We start from the raw sequence: 14,089 nt of genomic DNA on the forward strand, positions 1-14,089 counted from the left end.
TTAAAACGAAATAAAAAACACCACCTAAAAGTTTTGACCTTTTCTACAATCAAACATAATTTTCTATTGAATTAGATAATCATGTATTTCTTAGGAATATTTATGCGTAAAATCCTTAGATTTATTCTTCTTTTAAATAATCCTAATCTACTAATTCTTCTACTGTGTTCCTTAGAAAAACCATGGATCGGGAAACGATCTTATGTTAAAGTCACAAGAAAATATACTCTTCTTTCATACTGAGGCGTTAATATAGCACCTTGACACAAGCCTAATCGACGCTCTCACCGGGAAAAATCTATAACCTCTGAGAGTCTATACATGAGACAATCATCGGAAAGTAAACAGAAGCTTTATTTGTATAATACGGTATCAAGAGCAAAAGAGCTTTTTTGTTCTTCAAATGATCCTGTGAAATTGTATACATGCGGTCCTACGGTATATGACTACGCACATATTGGAAATTTCCGTACGTACGTATTTGAAGACCTACTAAAACGGACTCTTTTGTTTTTCGGCTATTCTGTAAGACACATTATGAACATTACAGATGTGGATGATAAGACTTTAGCAGGAGCTTGTAAGAAAAATATATCCCTGGATGCTTATACTGCTCCGTATATACAAGCATTTTTTGAAGATGTTGCTTCATTAAATATTCTCCCTGCGGATGTCTATCCCCATGCTACGCATTACATCCCTCAAATGATTGAAGCTATCGCAAAGCTTTTAGATGAAGGCATTGCTTATGTTGGTCAGGATAGTTCGGTATATTTTTCTATAGAGAAATTTCCCACATATGGAAAGTTATCTCAATTGAAATTACAAGATTTGCAATGTTGCTCTAGAGTATCCTCTGATGAATATGACAAAGAAAACCTTTCTGATTTCGTATTATGGAAAGCGTATGAAGAGAAGAGAGATGGTCATATTTACTGGGAAAGTCCTTTTGGTAAAGGTCGTCCAGGATGGCATCTAGAATGTTCCATTATGGCTATGGAACTTCTTGGCGCTTCTATTGATATTCATGCAGGTGGTGTGGATAATATCTTCCCCCATCATGAAAATGAAATTGCCCAATCAGAATCTCTATCGCACCAACCTTTTTCTCGTTACTGGCTCCATTCGGAACATCTTCTCGTTGATGGGAAAAAAATGTCGAAAAGCTTAGGGAATTTTTTCACACTGAGAAATTTATTAGATCGTGGGTTTTCTGGAGAAGAAATCCGCTACATGCTCTTACAGAGTCATTATAGAATGCAGTTAAACTTCACAGAAGAAGGATTACTTGCTTGCCGTCAGGCATTAAAACGTCTTCGTGATTTTATTTCCAGAATAGAAAGTGTTTATCCCGAAAGCTCGCACATTTCAGAAGATATGCAGCAGCACGGGGAAGGGTTTTTACAAGCCTTTTCAGAGGCGATTGCTAATGATTTAAACATAGCAGCAGCTCTTGCAGCTTTATTTGATTTTATCCATCAAACAAACTCAACCATCGATCAAGCTAATTTTACACAAGCTGATGCTAACTATGTTTTAGACATTATGAAGAGAATCAATACCGTACTTGGTGTGATCCCCTTCTCCGCTGACTTGGAAATTCCCGATCACGTGAAGCAACTTGTAGAAGAACGAGAAGTTGCTCGTAGTGAGAAAAATTGGAAACAAGCGGATGCTCTTCGAGATCAGGTTGCTTCTTTAGGCTATAGTATCGAGGATGCTAAATCAGGGCCTAAAGTAAAAAAACTTTAATTATTTTCTGATTCTAAACGACGCATAGCTGGAAAATACAAAACATCTCGGATAGAAGCCGCATCAGTAAGAATCATCACCAAACGATCGATCCCGATTCCAAACCCTCCTGCAGGAGGCATTCCTTGACATAGGGCTTCTAAAAACTCCTCATCAATAGGGTGGTATTCACTATCGGGGTCTAAAGCTTTTTTCTCCATTTGCTTTTCTAAAAGCATTCTTTGATGTAGTGGATCATTCAACTCTGAATAAGCATTGCAGAGTTCTTTTCCTAAGCAAAAACTTTCAAAACGTTCTACAAAATCTGCATCTCCAGAACGTAAAGACTTACATAAAGGTGTCGTCTCTATAGGATGATCTGTAATATGGTGAGGGGCGATTAGCTTATCACAGACTAACTCATCAAACAGCGCTGTGATTAATAAACCTCTGGGTGCCGTTGCGTAAGATTCCTCAGGTAACGAGGTACGCTCTTTTAAAATATTGCGCAATTCATGATCTGCATGAAGATCGACATCCACATCTCCGTATGTCTTAATACTATCTTTCATCGTCATGCGAATCCAAGGAGCTTTAAAATCAACAGTTTGCGGCCCTTGTTTCAAATGTGAGTAGGTCAAAACAGTGCTGCCATCATTTAATGCACACACTAGGTATTCAACAAGGTTTTCCACATAAGTCATAACACTATGATAATCCACGTTAGCAGCGTAGGCTTCAATCATGGTAAATTCAGGATTATGCGTCCTATCGATCCCCTCATTCCTGAATACTTTTCCGATTTCATAGACACGTGAGGTTCCGCCAACAAGAATTTTCTTTAAAGCAATCTCTAGAGAAATCCTTAAGAACACTTCTGAGTGCAAAGCATTCAAAGTAGTGACAAAGGGTGTTGCTTCAGCACCACCATATATATTTTGTAATATAGGAGTTTCTACCTCCATAAATCCCTGAGCATCCATATACTGACGGATTAATTTGATAATACGACTTCTTTTAAAAAAAGTCTGACGCACTTCATCCGAAGAAATCAGGTCTAGCCAACGTTTTCTATAACGGATTTCTTTATCACTTAATCCTGCATGTTTATCGGGGAGGGAGATCAAAGCTTTACATAGCAGGGTAACGGTCTCTACAAGGATAGTTAGTTCTCCTGAATGTGTGAAAAATAGGTACCCTTCTATTCCTAAAATATCTCCAAGATCAAGCTTCTTCTCTATAAATTTTATCGGAGAAATTTCTGCATCTTCAGGAAGACCTGCCACTGAAGAAAAATCCCTGTTAAACATGACTTGGATTTTTTGATCATTATCCAAGATTTGAGCAAAAGCGTTCTTTCCCATAGAACGGAAAAGCACCATACGTCCTGAGATTTTTACCTTAGGAGTTTTCTTATTCGTGGCGTCTTCGCTATTACCAAGAGTCTGTGAAGCATATTCTTGTTTGATTTCCTCAACACTACTTGTTCCTGGGAATTCATAAGGATAAGGATTAATACCTAGATCAGATATTTCCTGGAGCTTGTTACTTCTTTGGAGAAAATCTTCTTGTGTTAGGTATTCAGCTTCTGACATTTTTTCTAAATCCTTTTGCCTATTTCTTATTCTTCAAAGAGTGCGTTGCTTTCGAAAATGCAAACCACGATGCAAAAAACTCGATGCTATCTGAAGAAAGTGGTATTAAAAGTTCACTGTAAGATAGAGATTTTCTCAAAAACAATAAAAAAGATGAATGTTTAATTAAGAGAAAAGAGAACTTCAGAGAGGAAGATCTCCTCTCTAAAATTCTTCAAGAAGAGATTTACTATTTTTGCTTCAAAGCAGCTTGGATTTTCTTAACATAATTTGCGCCACCACCATACTCAAATCCCATTCTGGCTTTCTCAGCTCCATTAGCATCAATGAAAACTAACGTTGGGAGCCCATTGACACCATATTTGGATTTTAATGCTCGGTTTTGCTGTTGCACATCTTCAGGTTGGTTATTCACCTGTGGGAAATCCAATTCCACCATATGCAAATGTTCATTAGCATAATCTGCAAACTCAACAGTATTTAAAATCTGATCTTTCATTTTCATACACCAGATACACCAATCAGAACCTGTGAAAAATAAACCTATAGGTTTGTGATCTTTTTTAGATTGTTCAACAGCATTGGTATAGCGCTCCCATTGTACTCCTGAATCTTTCACTTGTTGAACTGTGACCTTCCCGGAGTCCTTTTGATGCTGAGAGCGTCTTTTTGCTGCACAACAAGGCAATGTAAGTAATAAACAGAGAGCTATTAAACTTCCTTGGAACCAACGTTTCATGTAAATCCTCTTAAAAAAATATTGTAGAGTTTTTCCCTAATTACCGTAGTGTATTATCCTGTGATACCTAAAAAGCAAGGAGATTCTCACATCTGGAAATAAAGAGCGTGGATGAATAAACCCTCTATATCTATAGTGAATCCGTAAATATCTTCGCCATTTTTATATTCGTATGACATATCCGAATCCTTCAATCTCTTTGATTTTACAAGAAATCATTGATCGCTATTTAGAGCCGTATTATCCACCATTAGCAAAACTTATCCCTTTAAGCCTCAAAGAAGAAATAAGCAAGCTCCCCCCTGCAAAACCTTCCCCGATTTCCAAACCAATAAGTATTCCTCAACCTGCCACTATAGATAAAAAATTAACAAATTCTTCTCCCCCTCCAACCCAGGATAATGAAGAACCTCCCTTACCTACTATTCATGAGCGTGTAAAAAAATCTTCGTGGGAATGTATTCCTCCTCCTCCCGATCTTTCCAGAGAAGAAATCCTAAGATTCCGTTATCCTGCTTTAGAAGCACACTGTGTGAAAACATCTTTGAATATCCCCTGTGGGATTTTTGTAGATGAGGAAAAAGACGAAGAAGTCTTGTTCTTCAATAGACTAGCAAAAATTCTCACCCAACAAATTTTCCCTTCACGGCTCGTCTTATCCACCGGTCATAAAAATATTTTTTATAAGAATAAGGGCTTCTCTTTATGTCTAGCGCCTTTAACGATGATGCGTTATAAAATGTCTAACATACGTTATCATCAATCGTTCGCTAAAGATGGGTGCACTTGGATTCCTATTTATTCTTCAGTATACTATGAAAATGATCCGCAATTGAAACGAGATCTATGGGTAATATTGAATCAACTACCTTTCGCCTATACGCAGAAGTCATAGTAAACTCCAATATCAATAAGGTGTTAGACTACGGGCTTCCTAAAAACCTTGAACACATTACTAAGGGTACTGGTGTTAGCGTTTCCTTACGGGGGGCAAAAAAGTACGGAATTGTCCATCAGATTAAAGCAACAACAGAATGTCGGCGTGTTCTCCCAGTCTTAGGTGTTATTGATTCTGGAATCGTCTTGCCTCAAGATCTTTTAGAACTTATGTTCTGGATGAGTCAATACTACTTCGCTCCTTTAGGAAAGACATTACGTTTAGTGCTCCCAGGAATATCCTCAAGTATCATACAACCAAAACAACACTATCGTGTGTTACTCAAGCAAAGCAAAGCGAAGACGAAAGAGATGATTCTTGCCCTTCAAAAAGAATCCCCTTCGCAAGCAGCAACTTTAAAAACATTACTGTCTTGTAGTTCTCCTCCGGGTTTTTCTGAACTTATGGAGAAGGCTAAGGTCTCCCAATCCCCTATCCATTCTTTAGAGAAACTCGGCGCTATTGAAATTGCCAACGCTGCCGATCTTGAAATTCAAGAAGACAGTTTAACATTTTTCCTCCCCGATGCGCATCCTTTACATCCTCAGCAACAATCTGCTGTAGATAAGATTTCTTCTTCTTTATCTTTGGGGAAATTTCAAACACACCTTCTTTTTGGTATAACAGGAAGTGGGAAGACAGAGGTATATTTCCAAGCTATTCGTGAGGCAAGAAAATTAGGGAAAAGCGCTATCCTTTTAGTTCCTGAAATTGCTCTTACGATACAAACAGTCACCTTATTTAAAGCCCATTTTGGAAAAGAAGTTGGTATTCTCCATCACAAACTCAGCGATAGTGATAGGAATAAAACCTGGCGAGAAGCCTCTAAGGGAAATATTAGTATCATTATAGGACCAAGATCTGCCTTATTTTGCCCTGTGCAGAATTTAGGATTGATCATCGTTGATGAAGAACATGATCCTGCATATAAACAAAGTGAAAGCCACCCCTGCTATCACGCCCGTGATGTTGCTGTCATGCGAGGGAAACTTGCTCATGCTACTGTAATCTTAGGAAGTGCCACGCCTAGTCTAGAAAGCTATTCCAATGCTCTATCGGGGAAATATATCCTTTCGGAATTATCGACACGAGCGGCGGCTGCCTCTCCAGCAAAAGTCTCCCTCATTGATATGAATATGGAGAGAGAAAAAACAAAGACAAAAACATTATTTTCACAAGCAGCGATTAGAAGTATTGAAAAGCGTCTTGCTGTTGGTGAGCAGACCCTCGTTTTTTTTAATCGTCGGGGTTACCATACAAATGTTACATGTTCCTCGTGTAAACATACGTTGAAATGTCCCCATTGCGATATGGTCTTGACTTTCCACAAGTATGCTAATGTTCTCCTCTGCCATCTTTGTAATTCCTCTCCTAAAGATCCTCAAACATCCTGTCCAAAATGTCATGGAGCCATGACTTTACAGTATCGTGGATCAGGAACTGAAAAAATAGAAAAGGTGCTTCATAGTATCTTCCCGGAAGTTCGCACTATACGTATTGATTCTGATACTACGAAATTTAAAGGAAGCCACGAATCTTTACTAAAACAGTTTGCCACAGGAAAAGCTGATATCTTGATAGGCACTCAAATGATTGCTAAAGGCATGCATTTCCCTGCTGTCACTCTAGCAGTAGTTTTAAATGGAGACTCGGGACTTTATATTCCTGATTTCAGAGCCTCTGAACAGGTATTTCAACTCATTACTCAAGTAACAGGAAGGTCAGGAAGAAGCCATCTTCCTGGTGAGGTCCTCATCCAATCTTTTCTTCCCGATCACAGCACGATCCGTTGTGCTATGCAACAAGACTATTCTGCTTTCTATAATCAAGAGGTTACTGGAAGGGAATTATGCAGTTACCCTCCGTTTATTCGTCTTGTGCGCTGTATATTCATAGGGAAATGTCCCAGGCTGACTTGGAAAGAAGCCCACCGCATTCATACAGCACTTGAGAAAAAATTAGACGCCCATACCCAGCTCATGCAAATCACTCCCTGTGGGCATTTTAAAATTAAAGATCTGTTTCGGTACCAATTCCTGATAAAGAGCAAACAAGTTCTACCTGTAAATAAAAAGCTTCATGAAGCCTTACTATCAGCAAAACTATCTCCTAAAGTAAAGTTCATGATCGATGTCGATCCCACAACAACATTTTTCTAAATAGCTGTGTAGCATAGCCACTAAAACATCGACTTCATCACGCGTATTATACGTGTGGAAATTTACTCGTATGAAAGGTTTATTGACAAAAGTCATTAATCCAACACGTAGGTTAGCCTCATCTAACATGGAAGTAAAAAGATCGATATTAAAATCTTTTAGCCATATAGGTTGCCCGCAACATTGCGAATGCAGTCCAAAATGCTCTTGGAAATAAGCCTTCAAGCTGAACATCTGTTTTCTAGAGTGCTCTCCCTCCAACAATAGATGATCGTAAGCAGAGTCTATTGTGATCAACGCATGAGGGGCTAGTGCGGTAGTATAACGTAAAGGTGGGGAGTTTAACATCAACTCTGTTTTCACTTCCGAAGAACAAAGAATCGCTGCTCCCATAGCTCCCATAGCCTTGCTATAGGTTACAAGAACAGAATAGAAATTTTCATATCCCCATTGATGACATAGACCACGACCGTCCTCACCAAAAATGCCCATAGCATGAGCCTCATCTACAATGATATGAGCATGATATTTTCTTGAAAGATCTATAAGCTCTTCAAGTGGAGCTGATGTTCCTGAAAACGAATATACCGAACAAACGAAAATAAAGATTCTTCCTGAGGAAACTGCCCTATGTGCTATCAATAAAGACTCTAAAGCATCCAAATCATTATGTGGAAATGATTGCTGTTTTCCGGAAATCATTTTTAAACTTTGCACAACAGACACGTGCACAGATTCATCCCAAAATACCTTATCAGTATCTTTAGAGATGTGATAGCAAAACCCTAAATTCGCCATATAGCCGTTATGAACCACAAAAGCAGCTTCGGCATTATGAAAATCTACTATTTTCTTTTCTAAATTCTGTAGAATTTGAGAAGGGCCTGCAATAGCGCGAGAACCTCGTGCTCCTAGTTGTGCATGAGAAAATTCTTCGCAATACGCACGATAGCGTTTCTCGACCTCTTTGACTAATGTTGTAGAACGAGAAAAACCTAAGAAATCATTAGTTACAAAATCTATTGGGTATTCACTCATTAAAGATCTTTTCCTCTAAATCTAGAATCTTTAACTATTCAAGTGTCTTTTTAGTCCCCATGAAACAGAGAAAGAGCTAGAGAATTTAAAGCTCGGTAATCAGGCTTTCCTGTGCCCAGCATCGGAATAGATTCCAGCTGATGCTGATAGGATATCTTCATTATGCTACTTGTTTTTAAGTTTTTTAGGATATCATTTACTTCATTGAGATCTGTAGAAAACGTTGTAAATAAACACAGTTTTATCTTCTCTCCAGGAAGACCACAAACGACTAATGAAATCCCCTCTTGCTCATCAGGCAACCCGAAACCTTCAGTAAGTAGGCTCTCTAAAGCTTGTAAGCTTACCATCTCACTACCGATTTTTACGAAACGACTCAGCCTACCTTTTAAAAATAGCTGATTATTTCTATCCAGGTATCCCAAATCTCCCGTCACATACCAATTATCTCCCCCAAGACAAACGAATCCTTGACTAGGATCAGCCCCTAAATAACCAGAAAAGAGTGATGTCCCACGAATAACAACTAAACCGACCTCTCCCGATGATACAGGGACATGAGTTTCCTCAGAAACAATCATGACATCCATGCCTGCAATAGGAGTCCCCACGCAACATTCATCCTTCGGGCTATCCTCATTATTAATTGCAATAACCGGAGAACACTCGGTAGTTCCATAACCTTGACGCAGAGTAATGTGTGGGTAATCTTTTTCAGATTTTGCTCTTAAAGAGTTTTTTAACGCGTCACCACCAATAACTGCAAAACTCAAAGAACTTAAAGAAGATTCTTGTTTTTTAGCTGTTTTCAAAATGTAGTCGAGAAAGATAGGCGTGCTGCCTAAAAAAGTCGCATGAGTTTTATCTATAAGTTCTACAATCTTTTTAGGTTGCAAAGGATTGTAGGAGAAAACTACACATAAACCCGCTAGCATGGGGAAAAGCGCACAGCAATTAAACCCATAAGCATGAAACGGAGGAAGAAACGACATCATAATGTCGTTTTCTGTAGGGTTGAAAAATTTTAAACAGGCTTTCTGATTCTCTATGAGATTTGCATGTGTTAATGGGACCCCTTTCGGAAGTTTTTCCGTCCCTGAGGTAAATAGAATAACAGCGGTGTCCTCTTCATCCTGACTTGAAATATTGAACAGGCGTATCAACCAGCGATAAGGTAGAGATAGATAAAACGCTATACGCATCTTATCCCAAAGAGAGAGATGTTTACGTATAGTTTCCATGTAAATTAACTGTGCTGGATACTCAATATCACTGTGAACCTGGCGTAAATGATCAACAAGTTGTTTAGAAGTTAGGATATGATTTACATGAGCGAGCTCCATACAAGCTACCATTTCACGAAATCCCTGACTCCAGTTAATCATAACGGGAATTTTACCAGATAAGAGTATAGCGAAATAAGCAATATAGGCTCCCGCAGAAGCGGGCATCATGACTCCAATATGCTCATCGGGATATTTGGATATTTTTAAAGCTAAAGCTATAACAGCCTTACGTAGATCATCATAAGATAAAACCCCGAGCTGTTCATCCCAACAGCTGGCATCCGATCCCATTTCTGAACACAGTTTTAAGAATTTCTGTAAAACAGTCCGACCGTCACGTAAACCTACACGACGTTTATTAGAATGATGCCAACGCTTATGCATACCATAACTCCGCTACATTAGGCATAAGGAATTTCTATAGGAAAACTCTCTTCTTCCTCATTGAACCACGAAGCAAGAAAAGCATTTAAATCCTGTTTTGTAGGGAATTGTTTTAAGAAGTCGTTGTCTATTTGCTGTATCGTTACTTTCACAAAGCGTTTCGGCATAAAAAATAATCCCCGACGCAATAGGGCTCGCACAGCTTCCTTAAATACTATCCCCAACTTAGGTGTAGATTGAGTTTTATAACGCGAAAAAGCGCTGCCCCATAATCCGCTAATACGTATCAAAAATACGTTACACGCCTTGGATTTATGCAATAACACGTGTGCGGAATACTGATTAACTATTTCTTCTTTACCATTCTTTGACAATCTACCCGAAGGATACAGTAAGACGCTGCCCCGATTATCCAAGACGCTAATTGTCTGATTGTAAAACTCTTCCATCTGTTCGATAGTCTTTTTACACTCTCTTCCAGGAACAATATTGGGTACAGGTATAGCCCTGACAGAATTTAAGAACCAGCGAACTACGGTATTCTTAAATAAATAACTCACAGCAAGAGGACGCACATGAAAACGTGGCCAAAATAAGTATTCAAGAATTACCGGATCAATTTCAGCTACATGATTTGATAAAAACAGGCTGCCTTGATTGGGATTGGGTTTGAGAGACTTTAAACCCTCTAGTTTTATCTTGTAGCGCAATTTTAAGGCAAAGCCAACGAGAGATGCATAGGTAGTTTCATAGATAGTGCGCCACATCTTAACTATCATAGGTAACCTTTTCCCATAACAAATTCTCTTACAACCCCTCTAGTAAGTTTAACATAATCCCGGCTTTTGATAGTATGGTTTAGCTATTACTTAGGAAAAAAATCACTATGCCGTCTCATTTGCTAGACTATCAAAGAGTTGCAGAAAGTATAGTTGAGAAAACAATCGCCGAGTTAATCCGTTACCGACAGCGCCTCCCTCTGGTTCATTTCTGGACAAAACCCGATGGATCTTTTGTCACTCCTGCAGACTACGCGGTCCAATATTGTCTGCAAAAAAAACTCTCAACAACCTTTCCACACATTCCGTTTATAGGAGAGGAAGTCCTAGACCCTGTAAATGATAATCATAAAATTAACAAAATTTTAGAATTTGTTCATAAACTAGATCCTCAAGTAACGCCTGAAGATCTTCTAGAGACATTAACGCCCTATCAAGAAACCTCCTCGTTATATTGGCTTGTTGATCCTATCGATGGTACGTCCGGATTTATCAAAAATAGGTTTTTTGCCACGGCAGTATCTCTCATTTATGAAGATAAGCCTATACTTGCGGTGATGGCTTGCCCATCGACGGACCCTCATACCTATAAAATCTATTCTGCTGCAAAAAACCACGGCGTCTCCTTATTCGGCACCGCAATTGAATCCAGACGTTATTTAAGATCTGGAACCACATTAACAGGGAGGTTTTGCGAAGCTTCTTTAGCAGCACGAAACCAACAACACCACACCACACGTTTATTAAGCTTATCCCTACCTGGGCAACCTCAGGCTTGCCGTGTTGATAGCCAATACAAATATGCTATGGTTGCTGAAGGCGCTGTAGACTTTTTTATCCGTTATCCTTTCGCTATTTCCCAAGCAAAAACTTGGGATCATGCTCCCGGAGCATTTTTAGTCGAGGAATCTGGTGGTAGTGTTTCTGATATTTTTGGAAATCCACTAAATTATCGTAGGGAGGGTTTCATTTTAGAAAACCACCCCATCATTTTAGCTTCTGGAAATGAAGAGATTCATAGAATTACTTTAGAAGCTCTACAAGAACGTTGCAACGTTGTTCCTGAGGAAAACTTACTCGCTTATTAAATATAAGCGGTAAGTTTTTCTTCTACTATACTATCAGATAGAATTACGGTATCTTTATTAGAGGCTTTACTCTGTTCATAAATTTCTCTAAGAATCAGAGGAAGTCTACTAACCTTTTGTAAGACGGCTTTCGGACAATAAGGCTTGCCGACTGCAAGTGCCACATTCAATAAGCCTCCAGCATTCGCTAGATAGTCTGGAGCATATAAGATCCCCCTAGCATGAAGAGCAGCGCCTAAAGAAGCGTTTTCTAGTTGATTATTTGCAGCTCCAACAATTGCACGACAGCGCAAATTGTCGACATTACTGTTATTAATCACCCCACCAAATGCACATGGAACAAAAATGTCACATTCTAATGTTGGGAAAGCGTCTTTAGAAACAACAGTGACGCTATAGAATTTGGTAATTTCTTGAAGGACCTCTTGATTCGTCTCGGAAACATAAAGTTCCGCACCTTCGAAAAATAGAGAGTGGAGTAATTTTCTACCCACAGCACCAAGACCTTGAATACCGATCTTTTTCCCCTTTAAAGAAGAGTCACCCCACAACTGCTCTGCTGTTTCCTTTATACATAAAAAGACTCCGTGAGCTGTGTAAATTGAAGGATCACCACTTACGCTTTCTATACCGCATACCCAAGGAGTCTCCTGATTAATGATGTTGATATCATGAACAGATACTCCCATATCTTCAGCGGCTATATAGCGACCACCAAGCGAATCTACCGCCTGACCAAAAGCACGGAGCATAGCCTCAGTAGGACGTGTCATACCTTTTGGAAGAATGATAACACTTTTTCCTCCGCCTGTTTCTGTCTCACTGAGAACTGCTTTATATGTCATCCCTTTAGACAAACGTAAAACGTCTGTTAAGGCATCATCAAAAGAATTATAAGCAAAAGCACGAACCCCACCTAATGCAGGGCCCACTAGCGTTTGATGAATAGCGATCAAAGCGTGTAGCTGTACGCTTTCACACGTTACTTCTATCACACGTTCGTAATCTTCTATATTTATATCTTTGAACACTAGGGGATATTTCATAATCTTAAAATGGAAGAATTTGCAATTATAATACGCGAGTATTGTATAGATTTAATTAAAAGTCAATTAACCAAACCCTCTCCCTTCTCTTAAAATTCCTCACGTGATACGCTAAGGGCCTCCGAAAAACTAGAAAGTAAAAAAAAGTCTATAACGAGAGTGGCTTATGTCTGAAAAACCATCTTTATCGATCATGCATCCTTGGCACGGTCCTATACTAACTCAAGATAACTACGAATCTCTATGTTGTTATATAGAAATTACCCCACAGGACTCTGTAAAGTTTGAATTAGACAAAGCTACCGGTTTATTGAAAGTAGACCGTCCTCAAAAATTTTCTAACTTCTGTCCTTGTTTATACGGATTGTTACCTAGAACATATTGTGGGGAACTCTCTGGGAAGTATAGTGGAGAACAGAGCTTGAAAGAGAATATACAAGGAGATGATGATCCCTTGGATATCTGTGTGCTGACGGAAAAGAATATTACCCACGGCAATATCTTGCTTCAAGCACGTCCTATTGGAGGATTACGTATTATTGATTCTGGAGAGGCTGACGATAAGATTATCGCTGTTCTTGAAGATGATTTAGTATTTTCAGAAATTCAAGACATTTCGGACTGCCCTTGCACAGTTCTCGATATGATCCAACACTATTTTCTGACTTATAAAGCATCCCCAGAGCATTTGATCCACGGCAAACCTGCAAAAATTGAAATCGTAGGTATCTATGGAAAGAAAGAAGCTCAAAAAGTAATCGAGCTTGCTCATCAAGATTATCTAAATAAATTTTGTAGAGAAAAAACAACGATATAAATGTTTAAGGAGAGGTTTCCCTCTCCTTACATTTTATAATTTAGGATGAGAAGAGGTAGCTGTTGATAAATTTATCAGCTTCTCCAGCAATCTCCTTAAGCTCTGGGAAATTCAATAAACGCATTCCTTCTTGAATGCTTAACCATTGAGTGTCACAAATTTCCTCTGGATCCGCGTGTACATCCCCTTGAACTTCTGCTAAAAAGTAAGTAACTTCTTTGCGAACAAACACCTCGTTATCATTAAAAGAGTAGTGTTCTACAAGAACTTTTGGGAAAAAATCGACTACACTTAAGCCTGTTTCTTCAACCAGCTCTCTTTCTGCAGCCTCCTGAGGACCTTCTTTATCTTCAGAATGACCTTTAGGAAATCCCCAATGCTTACCTTGGGTATGGCAGATAAAACAAGCTTTCAGCGTACTTCTATCTGGAGTACCAAAAAACTTTATGGGAATAATGCCAAAAGAGTATTCATACTTTGTCTTCATCAT

The 14,089-nt window shown here is 38.9% G+C and carries 12 protein-coding genes; 5 read left to right on the forward strand and 7 right to left on the reverse strand.

The genetic code is table 11. The features are described from left to right. Window positions 1–321 precede the first annotated feature (321 nt). The gene (gene cysS, locus CCA_RS04195; protein WP_011006793.1) at window positions 322–1,752 is read left to right on the forward strand and encodes a cysteine--tRNA ligase; all 1,431 of its coding nucleotides are present in this window, start codon (window positions 322–324) and stop codon (window positions 1,750–1,752) included. Here the strand turns inward: cysS and lysS are convergent. Together lysS and dsbH are read right to left on the reverse strand one after the other, a co-directional pair. Further along, window positions 1,749–3,326, reverse strand: a complete 1,578-nt coding sequence (lysS, locus tag CCA_RS04200) for a lysine--tRNA ligase (protein WP_011006794.1) — start codon at window positions 3,324–3,326, stop codon at window positions 1,749–1,751. The genes cysS and lysS overlap by 4 nt on opposite strands. A 229-nt stretch (window positions 3,327–3,555) precedes the next feature. Beyond that, a complete protein-coding gene (gene dsbH, locus CCA_RS04205; protein ID WP_011006797.1) occupies window positions 3,556–4,065 on the reverse strand; it encodes a disulfide reductase DsbH in 510 nt (169 codons plus the stop codon). Between the two features lie 172 nt (window positions 4,066–4,237). Here dsbH and CCA_RS04210 point away from each other — a divergent pair, with 172 nt between their 5' ends. Together CCA_RS04210 and priA are read left to right on the forward strand one after the other, a co-directional pair. Beyond that, the gene (locus CCA_RS04210) at window positions 4,238–4,960 is read left to right on the forward strand and encodes a hypothetical protein (protein WP_011006799.1); all 723 of its coding nucleotides are present in this window, start codon (window positions 4,238–4,240) and stop codon (window positions 4,958–4,960) included. Further along, the gene (priA, locus tag CCA_RS04215; RefSeq protein ID WP_011006800.1) at window positions 4,912–7,161 is read left to right on the forward strand and encodes a primosomal protein N'; all 2,250 of its coding nucleotides are present in this window, start codon (window positions 4,912–4,914) and stop codon (window positions 7,159–7,161) included. The genes CCA_RS04210 and priA overlap by 49 nt, the downstream gene beginning before the upstream one ends. On the opposite strand, the gene CCA_RS04220 is transcribed toward priA, so the two are convergent. Genes CCA_RS04220 through CCA_RS04230 form a run of 3 tightly spaced genes read right to left on the reverse strand, consistent with a single transcriptional unit; the run spans window position 7,105 to window position 10,648 of the window. Continuing rightward, the gene (locus tag CCA_RS04220) at window positions 7,105–8,199 is read right to left on the reverse strand and encodes an aminotransferase class I/II-fold pyridoxal phosphate-dependent enzyme (RefSeq protein WP_011006801.1); all 1,095 of its coding nucleotides are present in this window, start codon (window positions 8,197–8,199) and stop codon (window positions 7,105–7,107) included. The genes priA and CCA_RS04220 overlap by 57 nt on opposite strands. A 50-nt stretch (window positions 8,200–8,249) precedes the next feature. Further along, entirely contained in the window at window positions 8,250–9,869 is a 1,620-nt protein-coding gene (locus CCA_RS04225; RefSeq protein ID WP_011006802.1) for an AMP-binding protein, read from the reverse strand. A 17-nt stretch (window positions 9,870–9,886) separates the two neighbouring features. Continuing rightward, window positions 9,887–10,648, reverse strand: a complete 762-nt coding sequence (locus CCA_RS04230; RefSeq protein ID WP_011006803.1) for a lysophospholipid acyltransferase family protein — start codon at window positions 10,646–10,648, stop codon at window positions 9,887–9,889. A gap of 107 nt (window positions 10,649–10,755) precedes the next feature. Between CCA_RS04230 and CCA_RS04235 the strand changes: the two genes are divergently transcribed. Further along, a complete protein-coding gene (locus CCA_RS04235; RefSeq protein WP_011006804.1) occupies window positions 10,756–11,736 on the forward strand; it encodes an inositol monophosphatase family protein in 981 nt (326 codons plus the stop codon). Here the strand turns inward: CCA_RS04235 and CCA_RS04240 are convergent. Next, entirely contained in the window at window positions 11,733–12,782 is a 1,050-nt protein-coding gene (locus CCA_RS04240; protein WP_011006805.1) for a Glu/Leu/Phe/Val dehydrogenase family protein, read from the reverse strand. The genes CCA_RS04235 and CCA_RS04240 overlap by 4 nt on opposite strands. A gap of 166 nt (window positions 12,783–12,948) precedes the next feature. Here CCA_RS04240 and CCA_RS04245 point away from each other — a divergent pair, with 166 nt between their 5' ends. Continuing rightward, window positions 12,949–13,599, forward strand: coding sequence for an inorganic pyrophosphatase (locus CCA_RS04245; protein ID WP_011006806.1), 651 nt, complete (start codon window positions 12,949–12,951; stop codon window positions 13,597–13,599). Between the two features lie 40 nt (window positions 13,600–13,639). On the opposite strand, the gene CCA_RS04250 is transcribed toward CCA_RS04245, so the two are convergent. Further along, window positions 13,640–14,089, reverse strand: a complete 450-nt coding sequence (locus CCA_RS04250; RefSeq protein WP_011006807.1) for a bis(5'-nucleosyl)-tetraphosphatase — start codon at window positions 14,087–14,089, stop codon at window positions 13,640–13,642.

This window comes from Chlamydia caviae GPIC, from assembly GCF_000007605.1.
Lineage (GTDB): Bacteria > Chlamydiota > Chlamydiia > Chlamydiales > Chlamydiaceae > Chlamydia > Chlamydia caviae.

Coding starts and splice junctions, on each gene's coding strand:
- cysS (WP_011006793.1), top strand. CDS start 322: ATGAGACAATCATCGGAAAGTAAACAGAAGCTTTATTTGTATAATACG.
- lysS (WP_011006794.1), bottom strand. CDS start 3,326: ATGTCAGAAGCTGAATACCTAACACAAGAAGATTTTCTCCAAAGAAGT.
- dsbH (WP_011006797.1), bottom strand. CDS start 4,065: ATGAAACGTTGGTTCCAAGGAAGTTTAATAGCTCTCTGTTTATTACTT.
- CCA_RS04210 (WP_011006799.1), top strand. CDS start 4,238: ATGACATATCCGAATCCTTCAATCTCTTTGATTTTACAAGAAATCATT.
- priA (WP_011006800.1), top strand. CDS start 4,912: ATGGGTAATATTGAATCAACTACCTTTCGCCTATACGCAGAAGTCATA.
- CCA_RS04220 (WP_011006801.1), bottom strand. CDS start 8,199: ATGAGTGAATACCCAATAGATTTTGTAACTAATGATTTCTTAGGTTTT.
- CCA_RS04225 (WP_011006802.1), bottom strand. CDS start 9,869: ATGCATAAGCGTTGGCATCATTCTAATAAACGTCGTGTAGGTTTACGT.
- CCA_RS04230 (WP_011006803.1), bottom strand. CDS start 10,648: ATGATAGTTAAGATGTGGCGCACTATCTATGAAACTACCTATGCATCT.
- CCA_RS04235 (WP_011006804.1), top strand. CDS start 10,756: ATGCCGTCTCATTTGCTAGACTATCAAAGAGTTGCAGAAAGTATAGTT.
- CCA_RS04240 (WP_011006805.1), bottom strand. CDS start 12,782: ATGAAATATCCCCTAGTGTTCAAAGATATAAATATAGAAGATTACGAA.
- CCA_RS04245 (WP_011006806.1), top strand. CDS start 12,949: ATGTCTGAAAAACCATCTTTATCGATCATGCATCCTTGGCACGGTCCT.
- CCA_RS04250 (WP_011006807.1), bottom strand. CDS start 14,089: ATGATGAAGACAAAGTATGAATACTCTTTTGGCATTATTCCCATAAAG.